The sequence below is a fragment of the Caballeronia sp. LZ032 genome (assembly GCF_031451315.1).
Classification (GTDB): domain Bacteria; phylum Pseudomonadota; class Gammaproteobacteria; order Burkholderiales; family Burkholderiaceae; genus Caballeronia.
Genome location: NZ_JARUXP010000002.1, coordinates 1,152,321 through 1,169,401 on the forward strand (window position 1 = coordinate 1,152,321; position 17,081 = coordinate 1,169,401).

The 17,081-nt window shown below is 61.3% G+C and carries 17 protein-coding genes; 5 read left to right on the plus strand and 12 right to left on the minus strand.

What is annotated here, in order from left to right; genetic code table 11:
- Positions 1-46 precede the first annotated feature (46 nt).
- From QCE69_RS20845 to QCE69_RS20870, 6 genes are all read right to left on the minus strand, one after another.
- Positions 47-481, minus strand: coding sequence for a pyridoxamine 5'-phosphate oxidase family protein (locus tag QCE69_RS20845; RefSeq protein ID WP_309922588.1), 435 nt, complete (start codon positions 479-481; stop codon positions 47-49).
- A 78-nt stretch (positions 482-559) separates the two neighbouring features.
- Complete coding sequence (locus QCE69_RS20850) at positions 560-2,359, minus strand: methyl-accepting chemotaxis protein (protein ID WP_309922591.1); 1,800 nt, start codon at positions 2,357-2,359, stop codon at positions 560-562.
- Between the two features lie 97 nt (positions 2,360-2,456).
- On the minus strand, positions 2,457-4,235 hold the full coding sequence (locus QCE69_RS20855; RefSeq protein ID WP_309932689.1) for an ABC transporter transmembrane domain-containing protein: 1,779 nt from the start codon (positions 4,233-4,235) through the stop codon (positions 2,457-2,459).
- A 54-nt stretch (positions 4,236-4,289) separates the two neighbouring features.
- The gene (locus tag QCE69_RS20860) at positions 4,290-4,613 is read right to left on the minus strand and encodes a hypothetical protein (protein WP_309922596.1); all 324 of its coding nucleotides are present in this window, start codon (positions 4,611-4,613) and stop codon (positions 4,290-4,292) included.
- Between the two features lie 17 nt (positions 4,614-4,630).
- Entirely contained in the window at positions 4,631-5,203 is a 573-nt protein-coding gene (locus QCE69_RS20865; RefSeq protein ID WP_309922599.1) for a sigma-70 family RNA polymerase sigma factor, read from the minus strand.
- Between the two features lie 88 nt (positions 5,204-5,291).
- Positions 5,292-6,131 carry an oxidoreductase gene (locus tag QCE69_RS20870; protein WP_309922604.1) on the minus strand — a complete coding sequence of 280 codons (840 nt, stop codon included), beginning with the start codon at positions 6,129-6,131 and terminating at the stop codon, positions 5,292-5,294.
- Positions 6,132-6,227: 96 nt separating this feature from the next.
- On the opposite strand from QCE69_RS20870, the gene QCE69_RS20875 reads away from it, so the two are divergent.
- Positions 6,228-7,172, plus strand: a complete 945-nt coding sequence (locus QCE69_RS20875) for an AraC family transcriptional regulator (protein ID WP_309932691.1) — start codon at positions 6,228-6,230, stop codon at positions 7,170-7,172.
- Positions 7,173-7,178: 6 nt separating this feature from the next.
- Here the strand turns inward: QCE69_RS20875 and QCE69_RS20880 are convergent, their stop codons facing one another.
- The 5 genes from QCE69_RS20880 to QCE69_RS20900 form a co-directional block, all read right to left on the minus strand.
- Positions 7,179-8,273, minus strand: a complete 1,095-nt coding sequence (locus QCE69_RS20880) for a hypothetical protein (protein WP_309932692.1) — start codon at positions 8,271-8,273, stop codon at positions 7,179-7,181.
- A complete protein-coding gene (locus tag QCE69_RS20885; RefSeq protein ID WP_309932834.1) occupies positions 8,270-9,451 on the minus strand; it encodes an ATP-grasp domain-containing protein in 1,182 nt (393 codons plus the stop codon). The genes QCE69_RS20880 and QCE69_RS20885 overlap by 4 nt, the downstream gene beginning before the upstream one ends.
- Positions 9,452-9,576: 125 nt before the next feature.
- Positions 9,577-10,299 (minus strand): class I SAM-dependent methyltransferase, encoded by a 723-nt coding sequence (locus tag QCE69_RS20890; protein ID WP_309932694.1) that lies wholly within the window; start codon positions 10,297-10,299, stop codon positions 9,577-9,579.
- Entirely contained in the window at positions 10,292-11,284 is a 993-nt protein-coding gene (locus tag QCE69_RS20895) for an aKG-HExxH-type peptide beta-hydroxylase (protein WP_309932696.1), read from the minus strand. The genes QCE69_RS20890 and QCE69_RS20895 overlap by 8 nt, the downstream gene beginning before the upstream one ends.
- A 202-nt stretch (positions 11,285-11,486) precedes the next feature.
- The gene (locus QCE69_RS20900) at positions 11,487-11,624 is read right to left on the minus strand and encodes a hypothetical protein (protein ID WP_309815055.1); all 138 of its coding nucleotides are present in this window, start codon (positions 11,622-11,624) and stop codon (positions 11,487-11,489) included.
- A 447-nt stretch (positions 11,625-12,071) separates the two neighbouring features.
- On the opposite strand from QCE69_RS20900, the gene QCE69_RS20905 reads away from it, so the two are divergent.
- Both QCE69_RS20905 and QCE69_RS20910 read left to right on the plus strand, forming a co-directional pair.
- On the plus strand, positions 12,072-12,911 hold the full coding sequence (locus QCE69_RS20905; protein WP_309932697.1) for a helix-turn-helix transcriptional regulator: 840 nt from the start codon (positions 12,072-12,074) through the stop codon (positions 12,909-12,911).
- A 215-nt stretch (positions 12,912-13,126) separates the two neighbouring features.
- Entirely contained in the window at positions 13,127-13,816 is a 690-nt protein-coding gene (locus tag QCE69_RS20910; protein WP_309932836.1) for a response regulator transcription factor, read from the plus strand.
- A gap of 14 nt (positions 13,817-13,830) precedes the next feature.
- Here QCE69_RS20910 and QCE69_RS20915 read toward each other — a convergent pair whose 3' ends face one another.
- Positions 13,831-14,787, minus strand: coding sequence for a GlxA family transcriptional regulator (locus tag QCE69_RS20915; protein WP_309932698.1), 957 nt, complete (start codon positions 14,785-14,787; stop codon positions 13,831-13,833).
- A 137-nt stretch (positions 14,788-14,924) separates the two neighbouring features.
- On the opposite strand from QCE69_RS20915, the gene QCE69_RS20920 reads away from it, so the two are divergent.
- Both QCE69_RS20920 and QCE69_RS20925 read left to right on the plus strand, forming a co-directional pair.
- A complete protein-coding gene (locus QCE69_RS20920; RefSeq protein WP_309932700.1) occupies positions 14,925-15,896 on the plus strand; it encodes a nitrilase-related carbon-nitrogen hydrolase in 972 nt (323 codons plus the stop codon).
- A 38-nt stretch (positions 15,897-15,934) separates the two neighbouring features.
- Positions 15,935-16,477: a carbonic anhydrase gene (locus QCE69_RS20925; protein WP_309932701.1), complete on the plus strand. Its 543-nt coding sequence runs from the start codon at positions 15,935-15,937 to the stop codon at positions 16,475-16,477.
- Positions 16,478-17,081: the final 604 nt, after the last annotated feature.

A 17,081-nucleotide genomic window follows, 5' to 3' on the forward strand; every position in this document is an offset into this window, starting at 1 on the left:
GGTAATTACCGCGCCATCAGCAAGGATGGCGCGGTTGCATCGCAAATTACAACACGATCTCGCCGTCTTCCTCGCCGAGCCAGTAATGCACGCGCTCGGCGCTCACCTTGATCAGCACGATACCCGGCGTTGCAAAGCCATCCGAGAACCACTTCGCGATGTCTTCGTTCCAGTGCTCCTTCATCGCGGGCTTCTCGCGGATCAGTTCGGCGTTGCCTTCAACGGCCACGAACAACTGCGGCTTCCCGCCCGCGCCCGTCGCGCCCGTGAACGACAGCCCAACCTTCGCGTCCGCCTTGATCTCCTTCACCATGTGCGTCTCTTCCGACGTGAAGTAGTAGCTGTCGCCGTCGAAGCGGACATCGCGGTTGTTGCTCATCGGCCGGACGGCGATGTTGCCATTCAGCGCGCGCGTGGAGAGCATCGCGAAGTCGATGTCCGCCATCTTCTCGGCGACTTGTTCGAGGGTCAATGTAGTCATGGCTCATGCTCCTGATAGTGGTTGTCAGAGGGTCATGAGCCGGACTCACGCAACCGGCATGCCACGCGTCAGTCAGAACTACGACAGCTTGAACTCGCTCACGGCCATCGCCAGTTCCATCGCCTGCGTCTGCAAGGCCGAAGCCGCCGCCGCCGATTGCTCGACGAGCGCCGCATTCTGCTGGACCATCTGATCGAGCTGGGACACGGCCTTGTTCACTTCCTGGATGCCGCGGGTCTGCTCGTTCGCCGCATCCGTTATCTCTGCCATGATGGTCGAGACATTCGCCACACTGCCGACAATCTCGTTCATCGTCTCGCCCGCGCTGCGAACCTGGGTCGAACCGGACGCCACGGCATCGACCGTCGACGTCACGAGGCTCTTGATCTCCTTCGCCGCCTGAGCGCTGCGCGCAGCAAGCCCGCGCACTTCCGACGCCACCACCGCAAAGCCGCGTCCCTGTTCGCCGGCACGCGCCGCTTCGACGGCCGCGTTCAACGCAAGGATGTTGGTCTGGAAGGCGATGGCATCGATGACGCCGATGATGGAGCCGATCTGGTTCGACGAATCCTCGATCTCGGTCATCATGGTGATCGCCTCGCCGACCACCTGACCGCCCGCCGACGCCGTCGCCGCCGCCGATGCTGCCGTCACGTTGGCCTGATTGGCGGCCTTGGTGGAGTGCGCAATGGTCGAGCTGATTTCCTCCACCGACGCCGCCGTCTGCTGCAAGCTCGCCGCCGCCGATTCCGTGCGGCCCGACAAGTCCTGATTGCCCGCCGCGATCTCGCTCGATGCAAGCCGCACCGATTCGCTCGAATCCCGCACGCGCGTCATCACGTCATGCAGCTTCTTGATGAAGGTGTTGAAGGCACGCGCGATCTGCGCGACTTCGTCGTTGCCGTCGGCGGGCAGCCGTTGCGTGAGGTCGCCCGTGCCCGAGCCGATGGAATCCATCGCGTCGCGAATCGACGAGAGCCGCTTGAGCGCAATCGACGTCACCAGTCCGACAATCAGCGCGCCGAGCGCAATGATCACGAACAGCGCGATGGCAGACGTGACGATCATCGAGCGCATGCCGGCAGTGGCTTCGGCCTTGTCGAGCGCGATGATCAGGGTCCAGTCCGTGCCGGGCACCGCGCGCGCATGAGCGAGCACGTCCTGCGTGCCGGCGTGGGTATCGAGCGGCTCGGCTGCGCCGATCAGGTTCTTCAACGCCGTGCCCGACAGGTCCGGGAACAGGTCCGTGAGCGGCTTGCCGGTCAGCTTGCGGTCCGCGTGCGCGACGATCGAACCCTTGCCGTCCACGAGCACGGCAAAGCTGGCGGGCGTCGGGTGCACGGAGAGCACGTTGTCGATGACCGAGTCCATCGCGACCGCGCCCGAGACCACGCCCGCGAGCTTGCCGTCACGCTTCAGCGCCTGCGTGAACGCGACGATCAGCTTGCCCGTCGATACATCCATGTACGGCGCCGTGACTACCGGGCCACCTGCGCTGACCGCCGCCGTGTACCAGGGGCGCGTGCGCGGATCATAGTCGGGCGGGAGCTTGGTGGGTTCGGAGAAGAGCGAAGTCTTGTCCTCGTAGCCGGCGAGCACGTTGACGAAATTGCCCGCCGCTGCAATCTGCTTGAAGAGCGGCACCGGGTCCGGCGAGAGCGCCGCATCCTGGATCGACACGATCATCTGCTTCTTCGACGCAATCCATTCGCCGATCCCGCTGACATGGCCGCTCGCCACGGCGGACAGGTTCTCGCTGATCGTCTTGTTGTTATAGGAACGTGCGACCGTATAGCTGAGCGCGGCGTTGGCAATGAGCGCGATCACCAGCACAGCAATGCTGGCCGTGACGACGCGCGAACGAATGGTCGAAAACATGTATCCCCTTAAGTGCCTGCTGAAAAGTTATTTTCAGACATTACGGCCCTGTCAGGAGAAACTTGAGACGCGAGCGGCAGAGTTTTAGCGGAATGTTCTAAACGGCGTCGCTGGCGGCCATTGCACCAAACTGGAGCGCTGCAAGCTGGGCGTACAAGGGCGAGTCGCGCAACAGTTCCGAGTGACGTCCTTGCGCGACGATCCGCCCATGCTCCATCACCACGATGCGGTCGGCCTGCTGCACAGTGGCGAGCCGGTGCGCGATGACCAGCGTCGTGCGGTTCTGCGCGGCGTTATCGAGTGCGGTTTGCACGAGCCGCTCGCTGGCGGCGTCGAGGGCGCTGGTGGCCTCGTCGAGCAGCAGGATGGGCGGATTGCGAAGAATGGCGCGTGCAATGGCAATGCGCTGCCGCTGCCCGCCCGAGAGCCGCACGCCGCGCTCGCCGAGGAAGGTGTCATAGCCTTCCGGAAGCTGCTCGATGAAGTCCGCCGCAGCCGCCATGTCCGCCGCGCGGCGCACCTGCTCGGACGACGCATCGGGCATGCCGTAGCGGATATTGTCGAGCACGCTGCCAGAGAAGATCACCGAGTCCTGCAGCACGACGCCGATCGACTGCCGCAACGTGTCGAGCGACAGATGCCGCGTGGGTACGCCGTTGATCGAGATGGTGCCCGACTGCGGATCGTAGAAGCGCAGCAGCAGCTGGAACAGCGTCGTCTTGCCCGCGCCGGAAGGCCCGACCAGCGCGACGTGTTCACCGGGACGCACCGCGAGCGAGAACGCTGAAAGCGCCTCGATGCCCGGACGCGACGGATACGAGAAGCCCACCTGATCGAAACGGATGCCCTCGCCTTTGGACGGCATCGGCACGGGCGTGGACGGCTCCGTGACCGGCGAGCGCGCAGCGAGCAGTTGCATGAGCCTGTCGGTGGCGCCGGCGGCGCGCTGGAGATCGCCCCAGACCTCGGCAAGCGCGCCAACGGCGCCCGCCGTGAACACTGCATAGAGAATGAACTGCGACAACTGTCCCGCCGACATCTGTCCCGCCAGCACCGCCTGTGCGCCGAGCCAGAGCACGAACACGATGGCCGCGAAGACGAACACGATGACCACGGCGGTCAGCGCGGCGCGCGCGCGGATGCGGGCCAGCGCGGTCTGAAAGGCCCTTTCCACAGCCGCGCCGAAGCGCTTCGACTCGACCGTCTCCTGCGTGTAGGACTGCACGGTCGGCATTGCGTTGAGCACTTCGCCGGCCAGCGCGCTGGCGTTCGCGACCGTGTCCTGACTGGCGCGCGACAGCCGGCGCACACGCCGCCCGAAGAACACGATGGGCGCGACCACCACGATCAGCACGGCAATGATGTAGCCGGACAGCACCGGGCTCGTCAGCACCAGCATGCCGATGCCGCCCGCAGCCAGCAGCGCGTTGCGCAAGCCGAGCGAGAGACTGGTGCCGACCACGGTCTGGATCAGCGTGGTGTCGGTGGTGAGGCGCGAGAGGACTTCGCCGGTTTGCGTGAACTCGAAGAACTGCGGGCTCATGCGCATGATGTGATCGTAGACCGCGCGGCGCAGGTCGGCGGTCACGCGTTCGCCGAGCCATGACACCCAGTAAAAGCGCAGCGCCGTCGCGCCCGCGAGAATCAGCGAGACGATGAAGAGCGCAATGAAATAACGATCGATATGCGCGCGGCTGCCGCTCGCGAAACCGCGGTCGATCAGATAGCGAAAGGCCATCGGCAAGGCGAGCGTCGCGCCCGCCGAGGTCAGCAGCGCCAGGAACGCGAGCGCCCAGCGCCCGGCATAAGGGCGCAGGAACGGACCGAGCGCGAAGAGCGGACCCAGACGGCGGGTGGAAGCTTCAGCAGATGACATGAGCGGGAATGAGCGGTGAATGAGCCGATGGTATCAATCTATCGAGTGACGGATTCACAGACCGCTTTCCGGATTGCCGCGCGAAGCGGCGCTCATCTTGTCGCGCAGTTGCTCGCGTTCTTCTGGCGTCATGCGCTGCCAGCGTTGCCAGTGCCGGCCTCCGTGACAACCGCCGCGTCCGCCGCGTGCCCGAAAGCCGCCGAACAGGATGCGGCACAGAACCAGCAGGCCAAGTGCGCGCGGATAGTCGATCATCTGGGCATCGACGAATAGCCCCGGCACGACCCAGTTGTACAGTCGCATGACCACCCAGCCCACTGCCGCGATGAAAAGCACGAACAGCACTGCCTTGGCGAAAAATTTGCGGCGAAACCTCATGTCATCTCTCCTTCCGTTCAAGATTCGAAATCGTCGTGGGACGCCTGCAAGCGGGCACGCAGATGCAGCACCGCATAACGCTTGCGCGCCAGTAGCGTATTGATGCCGATGCCCGTCGCAGCCGCAATGTCCTTGAAGCTGCGGCCGTCGAGTTCATGGGCGATGAAGACATCGCGCTGAGTGGCAGGCAGTTCGTCCAGCGCGGCCTGTAGCGCTGCAAGCAGCGCGGCGCGTGCGTACGCGGCTTCGGGACCCGCTTCCGGCGAAGGCAGCGCGAGGTCGAGCCGGTAGTCTTCATCGGTCTCGTTGTCGTCGATGGGAAGCGGTGTTTCCTTCTTCTTGCGAAACCGGTCGATGATCCGGTTGCGCGCGACGCGGAACAGCCATGCGCCCATCTGCTCGATCGGATCCGTCAGCCTGTAGGCCTCGACCAGTTCCTCGAACACGTCCTGGAGAATGTCCTCGGCGTCGTCCTGATCGATCACCCGCCGGCGAATGAAGTTGCGCAGCCGCGGCCGCTCACGGGCGACGGCAGCTGCGATTTCACGATCCTGTTCCGGCAGTGGACTCGGGGTGTGCGGCGTTTCCATACCCGTGATGACGTTTCGGGGACGGAGATATTGTGGCGTGCCCGGATTATTTTTTATTTCTTTGACCGGGCAGGCAGTGACGCTTGCTTCAGCCGTCCGTCGAGACCGTCACGGTTTCCCACTCGCGCAACTCGCTCTCCATGGCGGACAGCTTGCCTCTCACGAGCCCGAGCGCATCGCTGCCGAGCAGGAGATGCGCAGGCGGATGGCCGGACGCGATGGCGGTGAGCATCGCCTGCGCCGCCTTGCGCGGATCGCCCAGTTGCTTGCCGCTCTTCTCCTCGCGCGCCTGGCGGATCGGATCGAAGACCGCATCGTAATCCGCGATGGAACGTGGCGTGCGACGCATCGAACGGCCCGCCCAGTCGGTGCGGAAGGAGCCGGGCGCAACGGCGGTCACGGCGATGCCGAACGACGCCACTTCCTTGCCGAGCGCTTCGGAGATGCCTTCCAGCGCGAACTTGCTGCCGCAGTAATAGGTGATGCCGGGCATGGTGATGAAGCCGCCCATCGACGTGATGTTCAGGATGTGGCCTCGCCGACGTTCGCGCATGAAGGGCAGGACGGCCTTCATCATTGCGACCGCGCCGAACACGTTGACGTCGAACTGCTTGCGCATCTCGGACAGCGGCGATTCCTCCATGACGCCTTCGTGACCATAGCCGGCGTTGTTCACGAGCACGTCGACAGGACCGATGGTGCGCTCGATCTCGGCGACAGCAGGCTCGATGGCGTCGAAGTCGGTCACGTCCAGCACGCGCGCGAAGGCGCTGTGGTTCGAAGACAAAGCCTCGAATTCACGCTTCGCTTCTTCACTTCTCACGGTACCGACGACCTTGTGTCCCGCCGCCAGCGCCTCCACTGCGAGCGCCCGGCCGAAGCCGCTGCTGACGCCCGTGATGAGCAGGGTTTTCTGGGTGGATGCCATGGAATATTTTCTCCGTGATGTGTTTCGGAGTAGGCAGAATAGTATGCTTTGGCGAGACGGATCAGCCACAAATCGCTATTTATGTTGCCTAAAACTATGAGCAATCAGTCCTCATCCGGCCGCAAACGCACGATTGCGCTGCTGCGCTCGCTCGCGCCCGACGAAGGCTATAACCTCACTACTTTGCCCAGTGTGCGCATCCTGCGCTCGGACCGGCCGCTGGCACGCACGCCGGTCCTGTATGACCCGGGCATCGTGATCGTGTGTCAGGGACGCAAGCGCGGCTATTTCGGCGAACGCCTGTATTTGTACGACGAGGATCATTATCTGGCGGTGTCCGTGCCCGTGCCGTTCAGCATGGAAACCGATGCAAGCGCCGAGCGCCCCCTGCTCGCACTCTATCTCCATCTCGACTTCACGCTGGCAGCGGAGCTTGCGGTGGAGATCGATCGCACGGGCGTCGCGGCGGCCGTGCAGGCGCCGCAAAGCATGATGTCCACGCCCATGGACGATGCAATGCAGGGCTCCGTCCTGCGCTTCCTCGAAGCGCTGCACAGGCCATTGGACGCCGCCGTGCTGGGTCCGGGCCTGCTGCGCGAGTTGTACTTCAGGGTGCTCACCGGCGCGCAAGGCAGCGCGATGCGCGAGGCGCTGGCCATGCGCGGACAGTTCGGGCGGATCGGCAAGTCATTGCGGATGATCCATGCCGGATATGCGCAGGCGCTCGACGTCACGCAACTGGCCGAGGAAGCCGGAATGAGCGTGCCGAGCTTCCATAGCCATTTCAAGACCATCACCCAGGTCTCGCCGATGCAGTACGTCAAGTCGACGCGCCTCCATCAGGCACGCTTGCTGATGGTGCGAGAGGAACTGACGGCGGAGGCCGCGTGCATGGCCGTGGGCTATGTCAGCGCCTCGCAGTTCAATCGCGAATTCAAGCGCTTGTTCGGACTGACGCCGGCCGCGGAAACCCGACGCATGCGCGAGAGTTTTGCCATACCGGCGGCGTTCGATGGTGCGGAGTATGTGTCGTCGCATTGAAGTGCGTCAGGCAGCCGTCGATTCAGTGCGTCTCGCATCGATGCAGGCGGCGTGGAATGCCTTGGCCACGCGCTGAAAAGGCGAAGCGTCGTGCACGTCTCTTGCAAGCATGAAATAGCAAAGATAAGGAAAGATTTGCTCGCTCAGCATCTGACTGCATTCCACTGGCAGCATCGCGGTAATGTTATCGATGGCCATGATCTCGATGCCCGACTTCGCGCGGCAGACCGGCTCGGCAAAACTCGTCGGGGCCGAATACAGCGGAATGGGATTGCGCGGATGCGTTGCTTCACAACTCACGTCGCCGATCAACCTGATCTTCGTATGCGGGCCGATCATTGCATCGTTGAGGAACAGCGGCGTATCGGCGGCCAGCTTGATGCAATTGAAGACGAGTTCGTAGTCGTGAAGCCGTTCACGAAGTTCGGGATGATCCTGCGTGATTTTCGGTGAGCGATCGTACGCGAGTCCGAGTTCGTCGAGCAGCCACGTCACGCCGCTGCCGGATTTACCCTGATGTCCGATCACCAGCGTGCGCGGCGCGCGGAAATCATCGCGCACAAGGGCTCGTGCATAACGCACGAGTTCATTCACGCTCGTGAATTGCTCCGGCACATGGTAGCGCCCGGCGCGAACGCCTTGCTTTTGCTTCCAGATGTCGAGGCACGCCGTTGCCGCGGCCATGCCGGCAAAACCTGCGCCGCCCGTGACCAGTTGCGCGCTGAAGTTGTCCTTGATCTGTTCGAGGTCGTACAGGAAGCCGCCGCCGCGTTCGAAGCGTGCGAGCAGACTGGCCGCTCCCTGCTGCCGTTCAAAGGCATGCGCGAAGTACATATGCCGATGCCGCAGCGGGAACGTTGCATCCGGCAATTCCTTGAGGCCGAGAACCAGCGTGTCACGATGGGAGAAACGCCAGCTGCCGCTTTCGACGAGCGTGCATCCCACGTCCGAATAGGCGGAATCGGGATAGATGCGTTTCTCCGATGATTCGACGCATACCGTGAAACCGTTCTTGACCAGAATGCCCGCATGAACGGGAATCAGCGGGGTCCGACGTTCCTTTGTTCTGTATTCGGCCCGTAGCCACAAAGTGTGGTTCATGCTGCGTGCTCCCATTCAGAGTCTGCGCCGGCGTTCGTGGCTTCGCAAAAGAAGCTTGTTTCCATCGCGCGGAAGTGAGCGTAGTCGCGGGCCAGTTCTTGCGGGCTATCCGCGACGAGCATCGCGTAACCGGGATGTCCGAACGTCTGCCCGGTTCGTTCGAGCCTTGCGCCCTTTGCGAATGTCAGCTTGATGCTCATGAGGCCCGGCACGGACAGGAAGCGCGCGAGGTGGGGCTGTTCGGCCACCGTACCGGCAAACTGCGAATTCATGTAGATGAAGCGGGCATGACGCGCGGGCGCCGTCACGCACGCCGCCTGTCTCGCCTCGAAGAGATGAGGCGCGATCACACTGTCCGCCAGTACCGAGACCTGGCTATAGCCATGGCATTCCTCGACGACCGAGTAGTCGATGCCACCCGCCAGCCTCGCACCCGTTTCGATCAGACGAGGACCGTCTGCCGTCAGCATGACTTCGGTGTGAGCCGCGCCGTTGTGGATCTGCAAGGCATCGAGAACGTCGTGCACATAGGCCGACAGAACGGAAAAATCGGGGGCGTCGCGGCGCACCGAGTCCGCGTATTCGTCGATGATCTGCGTGCCCCGGTGATGGTTCACTTCATGCCAGATATCCGTCACGAAGTGCCGCCCTGCTACCGACACGGTATTCACGACGAAGTGGCGGCCCTCGAGATATTCCTGGATGACATATTCATCCTTGGTCTCGCCCACCACATTCAGGCGGCCGATATTGCGCTCGAAGATCGCGGCAATCTCGGCCTTGCTTTCGCAGATGCCGACGCCATCCGAGTACGCGCCGAGCGCGGGCTTCATGACCACGCGCCTGAAGCCGGACGTTTCATACCATGTCAGGATGGCGTCGAGATCATGCGAATGAAATTGCGCCGCGCACGGAACACCATTGAGGCGCAGCGCCTCGACCATGTGGTACTTGTGACGATGCAGGCGTGCACTTCCGGCAGGATTGCACGGAACGTCGAAGAACTGCGCCAGCTTGTTCGCAGGAATGACGCCGCTGTCCCCCGCCACGACGATAGCCTTGACCTGATAGGGCTTCAGCTCGGAGACGAGTTGGAGGATTGCCGCGTCATCGTGCGACGTCAGCTGGATCTCGCGGCTGCACCAGTCGGGGCACGCTGAAGCGGCGTCTGCTGCCATCGGACCTGTTCTCACATGCACGCATTGATAACCACGCCCATGCAACGTCGGCCCGATATAGAAACCCTTGCGGTCCGCACCGACGATAACAATGACTTGCCTTTGAAGTTTCACGGAAAGTGCCTCTACGAAGATAAGGAGTCTGCGCGCGCGGGCGCCTTTTTGATGACGACGATCGTCTGGCCGGCTTCGGTCGCCGCGCTCACGGGCAAGGTCTTGAGCAATTGATTGAGGCGCCAGCGCAGGTAATGATCGTGGGACAGCTTGTCGATCCAGGGCTCGAGATCCGCCAGCCATTGCTGCACGTTCCAGCGTGCAATGTGCAGTTCCTGATGCACTTCGGCGGACGCTGCGGCGAAGTCGATCGATTCCAGAATCTCGCCAGCGGAAAGACCGGCGCGATGAAAGAAGCCAAAGCTTTGCAGCAGTGAGTTCGACCACTCGCATAGTGTGTAAGTCGTGCGCTGCGAGGCGATCGTCTGGTCGAGCCATGGCTCGCAAATGACAAGACCGTGGCGGGCCACGCGCGCGCCTTCCCGGATGGCGTCCCTCGGATTGGCAATGTGGTGCAGCGAGTTGGCGATCAGCACCCAGTCGAAGGTGTTGTCTTCGAATGGGAGGCTGCGCATGTCGCACGCTCGTGCATCGACGCCGGCGTGCTTCAGGGCGGACAGTGAAGGCTCGTGAACGTCCACGCCACTGACGTGCAGGTTGTGCCCGTGCTTCAGGGCAAGCAGCGTACGGCCTTCGCCGCATCCCATCTCCAGCAGCGTGTCGGGATACGGCTTCAACTGGCTCAGGCGTTCGACGAGACGTTGCTCGAGCACGCGCAATGGAGGATCACACATGACACAGGGTCTCCGTCATTGCATCGAAAAAGCGCTGGCCGCACGGCGTGAATGCCGCCGATGACCGGAGGATCGAGTCTCCCTGAATGAACTTGTCGAGATAGACCGCCTCTCGTGCAGCAAAGGACAGCGGCAGCGCGGACAGGCTCATGCGATCCATCTCGGCACGCGACGGACAGGGCGCCTCGGTGTTGCGGATAGCATCCGGCGCGTGCCGATAGGCATGCAGCAGACGGAAGAACACGAAATGCGCATGCAGAACGCCCTTCAAGGGCCGCAGCGTCTGTCGTGCAGGCGACTCGGCAAGCGCCGCTCCATTCGTCAGCAGCGGATCGAAGGTCAAGAGCATGTTCAGATAGATATGCGCTGACTCGTGAACAATGCGATCGAAGTAGAAGAACTGCGTGGACTTCTCGGGCGAATCCATCGGCGGCCGCACGAGGACCGTACCGAACGCCGCAAGACTCGATGCGGCTTCGGCGGAAAACGACTGCGGCATCAACTGCACGACGGAAACCAGACTGGAGAGCTCGTCCGCGAGATGAGGCTCGCTCGCGGCGAGCGCCATTTGCAGCGTCGCGAGATGACGGCGCGCCGATGCGGCTGTCCAGCGGGGAATGCTGTCGGTGTATCCGGGGTACGTAACGGATTCTTGAGCGTCGATCGCGAGATGACTTGCTTCGGACAGCGTCGCGGTCCGGTGAGCGCGCATGAAAGACAGCGCGATTTCATCCATCCGTTCGCGAACTTCAAAGCGATCCGCGTAAGGCATGTGCAGACACCTGCGCAAGGCTGCACAGCGCGCGGCGACGGCACGACCGTCCGACTGCGCCATGCCTTGAAGCAGCGTGAAGTAGTCGAAGTACAGACGCGGAGAAAAGCGGCGCGCGGTGTCCAGTCCTTCGACTTCATCCTCAAGACCGGCAGCCGAATCCGGCAGCAAACGAGCAATCGGCGGCAGAACCTTTTGCAGAGAGTCTTTCATGTTCTCCTGCAAGGCGGTCCGTATGAGGGTGCTGCGTCCGGAGGATGGCAGCACGAGGTCTTGGCACAGGTCCGGTTCAAGGAGAATTCGGGGAGTGGTTTTCATCGGACTGGCGAACGCTCGACGCGTCCGCATGAACGGAAGAATCGCGGGGCGGCGAGCCGCTACATGACGTCGTAGCGACTGCGCGCCCCGCGTGCGGTCACATCAGGTACTGGACAGTGGGAACGAAGTCCGTGCCGTCGGCGACGATGCCTTCGGGCAGCGTGAACGCTTGTTCCTGCGGCGCGATGAGGTCGTTGATGACTTGCTCGTTGGTCAGATTCACAGTTGCATTCATGATGCTTCTCCAAAGTGAGGTGAATTGGATCAATCTGCTTTCTCAGGTGAGAACCAGCGTCCAGTCATGAATGTAGGCCGCATCTGTTAGCGCAAAGTTATGGGTGTGACGGTTGCCTCGAGGGTTGGGCGCCAGCCACGCGGAGGGATCGGAAACCATCCAGCCCGCGACACGCACATGCCGAAAAACGACGAGCCGTCCCGAACGTTCGGATTGAATTGCTGCGATGCGACATCTCCATGACCAGTTGCACGATCGTGCGAATACCGAATCATGAAATTGTGCTGAAATCGTCGCTTTTCTTGGGTCAGAGCGCCAAGACTGGCCTGATTGGCGTTCTTAAGATAGCGCCCACTGAACCACTGGTATTCAAGTGGACATATGGCGGTTAGTAAGCTTCCAGCGGGTTCAGACGGAGTGATGCGGTGCTCGCACCGCGCATTTCCAGTGATAGACGACCTGCGCTCAGTCGACTATCTGCTCATGGTGCTCGAGCGCGATCCCTACGGCATCGTTTTCAAGGCTATGAGCAATCTTATGAACCCGCGAGACTGTGCAGGCATTCTTCCCTTCTCTCACTGTGTGCGCTCGGCTGGCACCGAGGACTTCGGCATCGGCTTGATTGGTGCGCTTGGAGGACTGGTCGAGATCGATCACTGCGCACTGGTGAACGTCAAGCCGCGTCATGCGGCAATGGCGGCGTTTGCGAGCCGCCGCAGGGGCGTTGGTGCGCGACTGACTGAGGCCTATATCGGCGGATGCTATCGGGAAGATCCGCTGGTGCGCGAATTCTCTGTCTCCGGAGATGCCTCATGCACGCCGGCGATGCGGTCCCTGATGCCCGCATACACTTTCAATGAAGCTTATTTCGAACGCTTCTTCGTGGAGCCGGGTCTGGTAGACAAGTTGTCCATCGTCGTTCCCGATGTGGAGCACACCTCTTATCTCAGCCTCTATCGCTCGAAGGAAATGGGCTGTTTCACGGATCAGGACAAGGCACGCATCTGGGCCTTCACTGAGTTGCTCGCTTCGCTCGTTTCCATTCACACACGGCTATGCGCCACGCCTCGCGTGCCACGGGAAGTGTCGGTGAAGTGGCATACGGCTTTATCGGAGCGCGAGCGCTGTGTCGCGAAGCTGCTCGGAAGCGGTGAGACCGCGAAGACCGTGGGCGCGATGCTCGAACTCTCTCCGGCCAGTGTGGTGACGTACAAGCAACGCGCGCTTGCCAAGCTTGGCATCGCGACGCAGCGCGAACTCGTTGCGCTGACGGCATTGCTCGGTTGATGCACCTCGCATGTCTGTCCTGTTTCGATAGGACAGACATGAACAAATGATCGATCTACACTGCACTTGCTCGACTGATCGCACTCAATAAAACGCGGCGCCGGGCTCATCTTCTGAAGCGTCTGTTCACCATAGTTCGGATCTCGAATGAACGGATGCTGTTCAGCCTCCTTGAATTGATTGCGACGGACCGTCGCCAGGAAAGAAGGGACATCATGCGCGTGTTACTCATTGAAGACGATCTGCAAGTCGGTCAAAGCCTTTTTCGTGCGCTGAAGGAAGCGGATTATCAAGTCGACTGGGTGCGCGATTCGCGCGCCGGCGGTCTTGCGATTCATGCGGCTTATTACGCTTTTGTGCTGCTCGATCTTGGACTCGAATGCGGCGGGGGTCTTGATTTGCTGCGTGCTTCTCGTGAAGCGGGTAACAAGGTGCCTGTTCTGACCTTCACGACGTCAAGTGACCCGCATGCACGTGTGCGCAGCCTCGATAGCGGCGCGGATGATTGTGTGATCAAGCCGTTCGATGTGCGTGAAGTGCTCGCCCGCATTCGTGCTGTTCTGCGGCGCCAGGCGGGATATGCGACGTCGCGTATCGGCGATGAACAGATCGGACTCGATCTCGATCATCGGACGCTGTGGAGGGATGGGGCGGCTTCGTTGCTGTCGGCGCGGGAGTTCGCGCTGATGCATGCGTTGTTTGAGCGGCCTGGTGCGATTCTCTCGCGCTCGCAACTGGAAGAGCGGATTTATGGGTGGGGCAAGGAAGTCGAGAGCAATGCGCTCGACGTGCTCATTCACTCAATGCGCAAGCGGTATGGGCGTGCGCTCATTCGGAATGTGCGCGGGATGGGATGGATGCTGGTTCGGGGGGAACAGGGTTCTCGTGCGGCCATGGCGCATTGATGTGATAACGCTCGCTAGCTGTCTGTGACCGGTTCCCGCCGGGCGCTTCTGCGCAGGACGTCTGCGGGCACACCAAAGGTGCGAAGGAACGCGCGGCGCATCCTTTCCCGGTCCGCGAAACCCGTTTCCTGCGCCACCACGTTGATCGTGTGCCGGCCTTGCTCGATCATGAATCGCGCTGCTTCCAGGCGAAGCTGTTCCACGGCTTTGGCCGGTGATTGCCCCGTCTCGGCAGCGAAGGCTCGGCTGAACTGACGAGGACTGAGGTTGGCCACGTCGGCCAGTTCCTCGATGGTGAGCGGATTGCGCAGGTTGCGGCGAATGTGCGTGAGGACCAGTTCGATACGGTCGGACTTGGGCGTCATGTCGAGTAGCGCGGAGTGCTGCATCTGCCCGCCGAGACGACGCTGATTCATGACGAGGAGTCGCGCCACTCTCTTCGCGGTCTCCGCACCGAGGTCGTTTTCGAGCAATGCCAGTGCGAGATCGATGCCCGCCGTCATTCCGGCCGACGTCCAGATGGGGCCGTCGTTGATGTAGATCCGGTCTTCCTGCGTAATGACGTCTGGAAACCTTGCCCTGAACTCTGCTGCATGCGCCCAGTGCATGGTGGCGCGCCGGCCGTCCAGCAATCCGGCTTCGGCCAGGACGAATGCGCCGCTGCATATCGATGTGATCCGTCTCGATGCTCTTGCTGCCTCTTGCACGAAAGCCACTACGGCGGGAGCCGATGACGGGATGCTCATCTCCGTGATCGAGCCCACGATGACCGTGTCGAACGCGGCATCGCCGAACGCTTCAGTCTCCAGCTTCATGCCGCCCGATGACTCGACAGGACCACCGTGTTCAGACAACACGTGGACGTCGTAGCTCTGGCCTCCGTGCGGCAGGTTCGCGACCTCGAACACCGTCAGGGCGGCGAGGCTCATCATCTGGAATCTCTTCGGCACTATGAAGCCAACACGGTGCATGGTTGATCCTGCGGTTCTGCGGTTTTGGGGCTTGGAGATGTCATGAAAGGTGGCAACAACGACATGGATCGTAATAGCTCGCGACGCTAAGGTACAAGCACTTCTCTCACCGCTTCGCAGCAACAAGGATCGCCGCCATGTCGAAAATCATTCGGGCCGCCGCCGTTCAGATCGCGCCTGTTCTCTATAGCCGGGAAGGGACCGTTGATAAGGTCATAAGGAAGATTCTGGAACTCGGTAAACAAGGCGTTCAGTTCGCGACGTTTCCTGAGACTGTCGTTCCCTATTATCCGTACTTTTCCTTTCTTGAATCGCCGTTTGCGATGGGGGCGGAGCATTACAAGCTGCTGGAGCAGGCGGTGACGGTGCCTTCGGATACGACGCGTGCCATCGGCGAGGCAGCGCGGCAGGCGGGGATGGTGGTGTCCATCGGCGTCAATGAGCGCGACGGTAGGACGCTCTACAACACTCAACTGCTGTTTGATGCCGATGGCACGCTCGTGCAGCGGCGTCGGAAACTCTCGCCGACTTATCACGAACGAATGGTATGGGGAATGGGCGACGGGTCGGGGTTGCGGGCTGTTGATACGGCTGTGGGGCGGGTTGGACAGTTGGCCTGCTGGGAGCACTACAACCCGCTCGCCCGTTATGCGCTCATGGCCGATGGGGAAGAGATTCATTCGGCCATGTATCCGGGGTCGTTTGCTGGGGATCTTTTTTCGGAGCAGATTTCGGTGAATATCCGGCAGCATGCGCTGGAGGCTGGGGCGTTCGTCGTCAATGCTACGGCATGGCTCACTTCTGAGCAGCAACAGCAGATCTTGCGCGATACCAATACGACTCAAGTCGGGCCGATTTCCAGCGGATGCTTTACCGCGATTGTTTCGCCTGAAGGAGAGTATTTGGGGGGCGCGCCGTTGAGGGAGGGTGAAGGGGAAGTCATCGCGGATCTGGACTTCTGGCAGATCGATAAGCGCAAACGGATGATGGATTCACGAGGACATTACAGTCGGCCGGATGTGCTCGGGCTCGTCATCGATCGGGAGCCGAAGTTGCATGTTGTGGAGAGGTCGGGGTTTGCGATGGGCGATGAGACGGAGATTGTTTGAGCTTAGTGTGATTTGAGTCACTTATAGGAGCAGGCAAGATGGACTTCAACGATGTCATGCTGGAACGCAATGCCGAATTTGTAAGCGCCGAGTTCGCACCCGAGCTGAAGATGATGCCTTCGACGGGGACCATCGTCGTGGGTTGTGTTGACCCTCGGGTGGATCCTGCGTATGTGCTTGGGTTGAAGCAGGGTGAGGCGGCTGTGATTCGTAATGTCGGTGGGCGGGTCAATAAGAACCTGCTAGAGACACTCGCGGTGCTGAGAGTCGTATCGAAGGCCGCAGGTCGGCCCGATGGGGCGCGGAATCTTGTGCTGCTACAACATACGGATTGCGGGATCATCGGGTGCTATAAGCATGCGCCCGCTTTGCTGGCGAAGCATCTCGATGTTGGCGCGGATAAGCTTGATGGACTCGCTGTCACCGATCCGTATGAGGCTGTGGCGATTGATGTCGCTGCGGTCCGCGCGAACATGGATCTTGACGATAGGCTCGTCGTCTCGGGGGTGGTTTATGACGTTAAGACGGGGCGGGTGAAGGTTGTTGTTCCGCCTGGGGCGTTGCGGGATACTTCGGGCTGAAGTTGGATTGAGGTGCGCCGTACTATCGCGACGTAGAGCGACGGTCTCCGGCTTGAACAAACTCCGCATTGTGTCGGGTCTGCTATTCGGCCTTTGCGGACGTTCGTCGTTTGCCGGCGGGACGGCTCTTCAACCCCTCGACACCGGTCGTTCACAACTACGGTCATCGCGAACAGCGGTTCGCCTCCCGACCAAAAGGCGAAATCGACCCGGAGCGGCCGGCCACCATGTCGTGACTCCTGTGGCACATTCCAAAGCACAGCAGCCATTCAGCCGCGCGCAGCGAGTACTGTAACGAACCGACAACCTGCGATACCCTGAGGGCTTAGATTCGAGGCGTGCGCTCATGCATCACGTTCCAATTTTTGCGCATTGCCGGGTACGCCATGTGGCTACTAGTCCACGTTCATGAGAGGTATTTGGAATGCCGACGCCAACGCACTCGCAACCGCAACCGCTTCCAAGTGAGCTTTTTACCGACCGTGAGGTGTCAAAAAAGCGATTTTGGATAGCGTCAAGCAGCACGGCCGGTTTACCGACAATCATTTTGGCCGGTCGACCGGGATGATTGTCGGTCGTTATCCGGTCATGGTTGTCGCTCCTT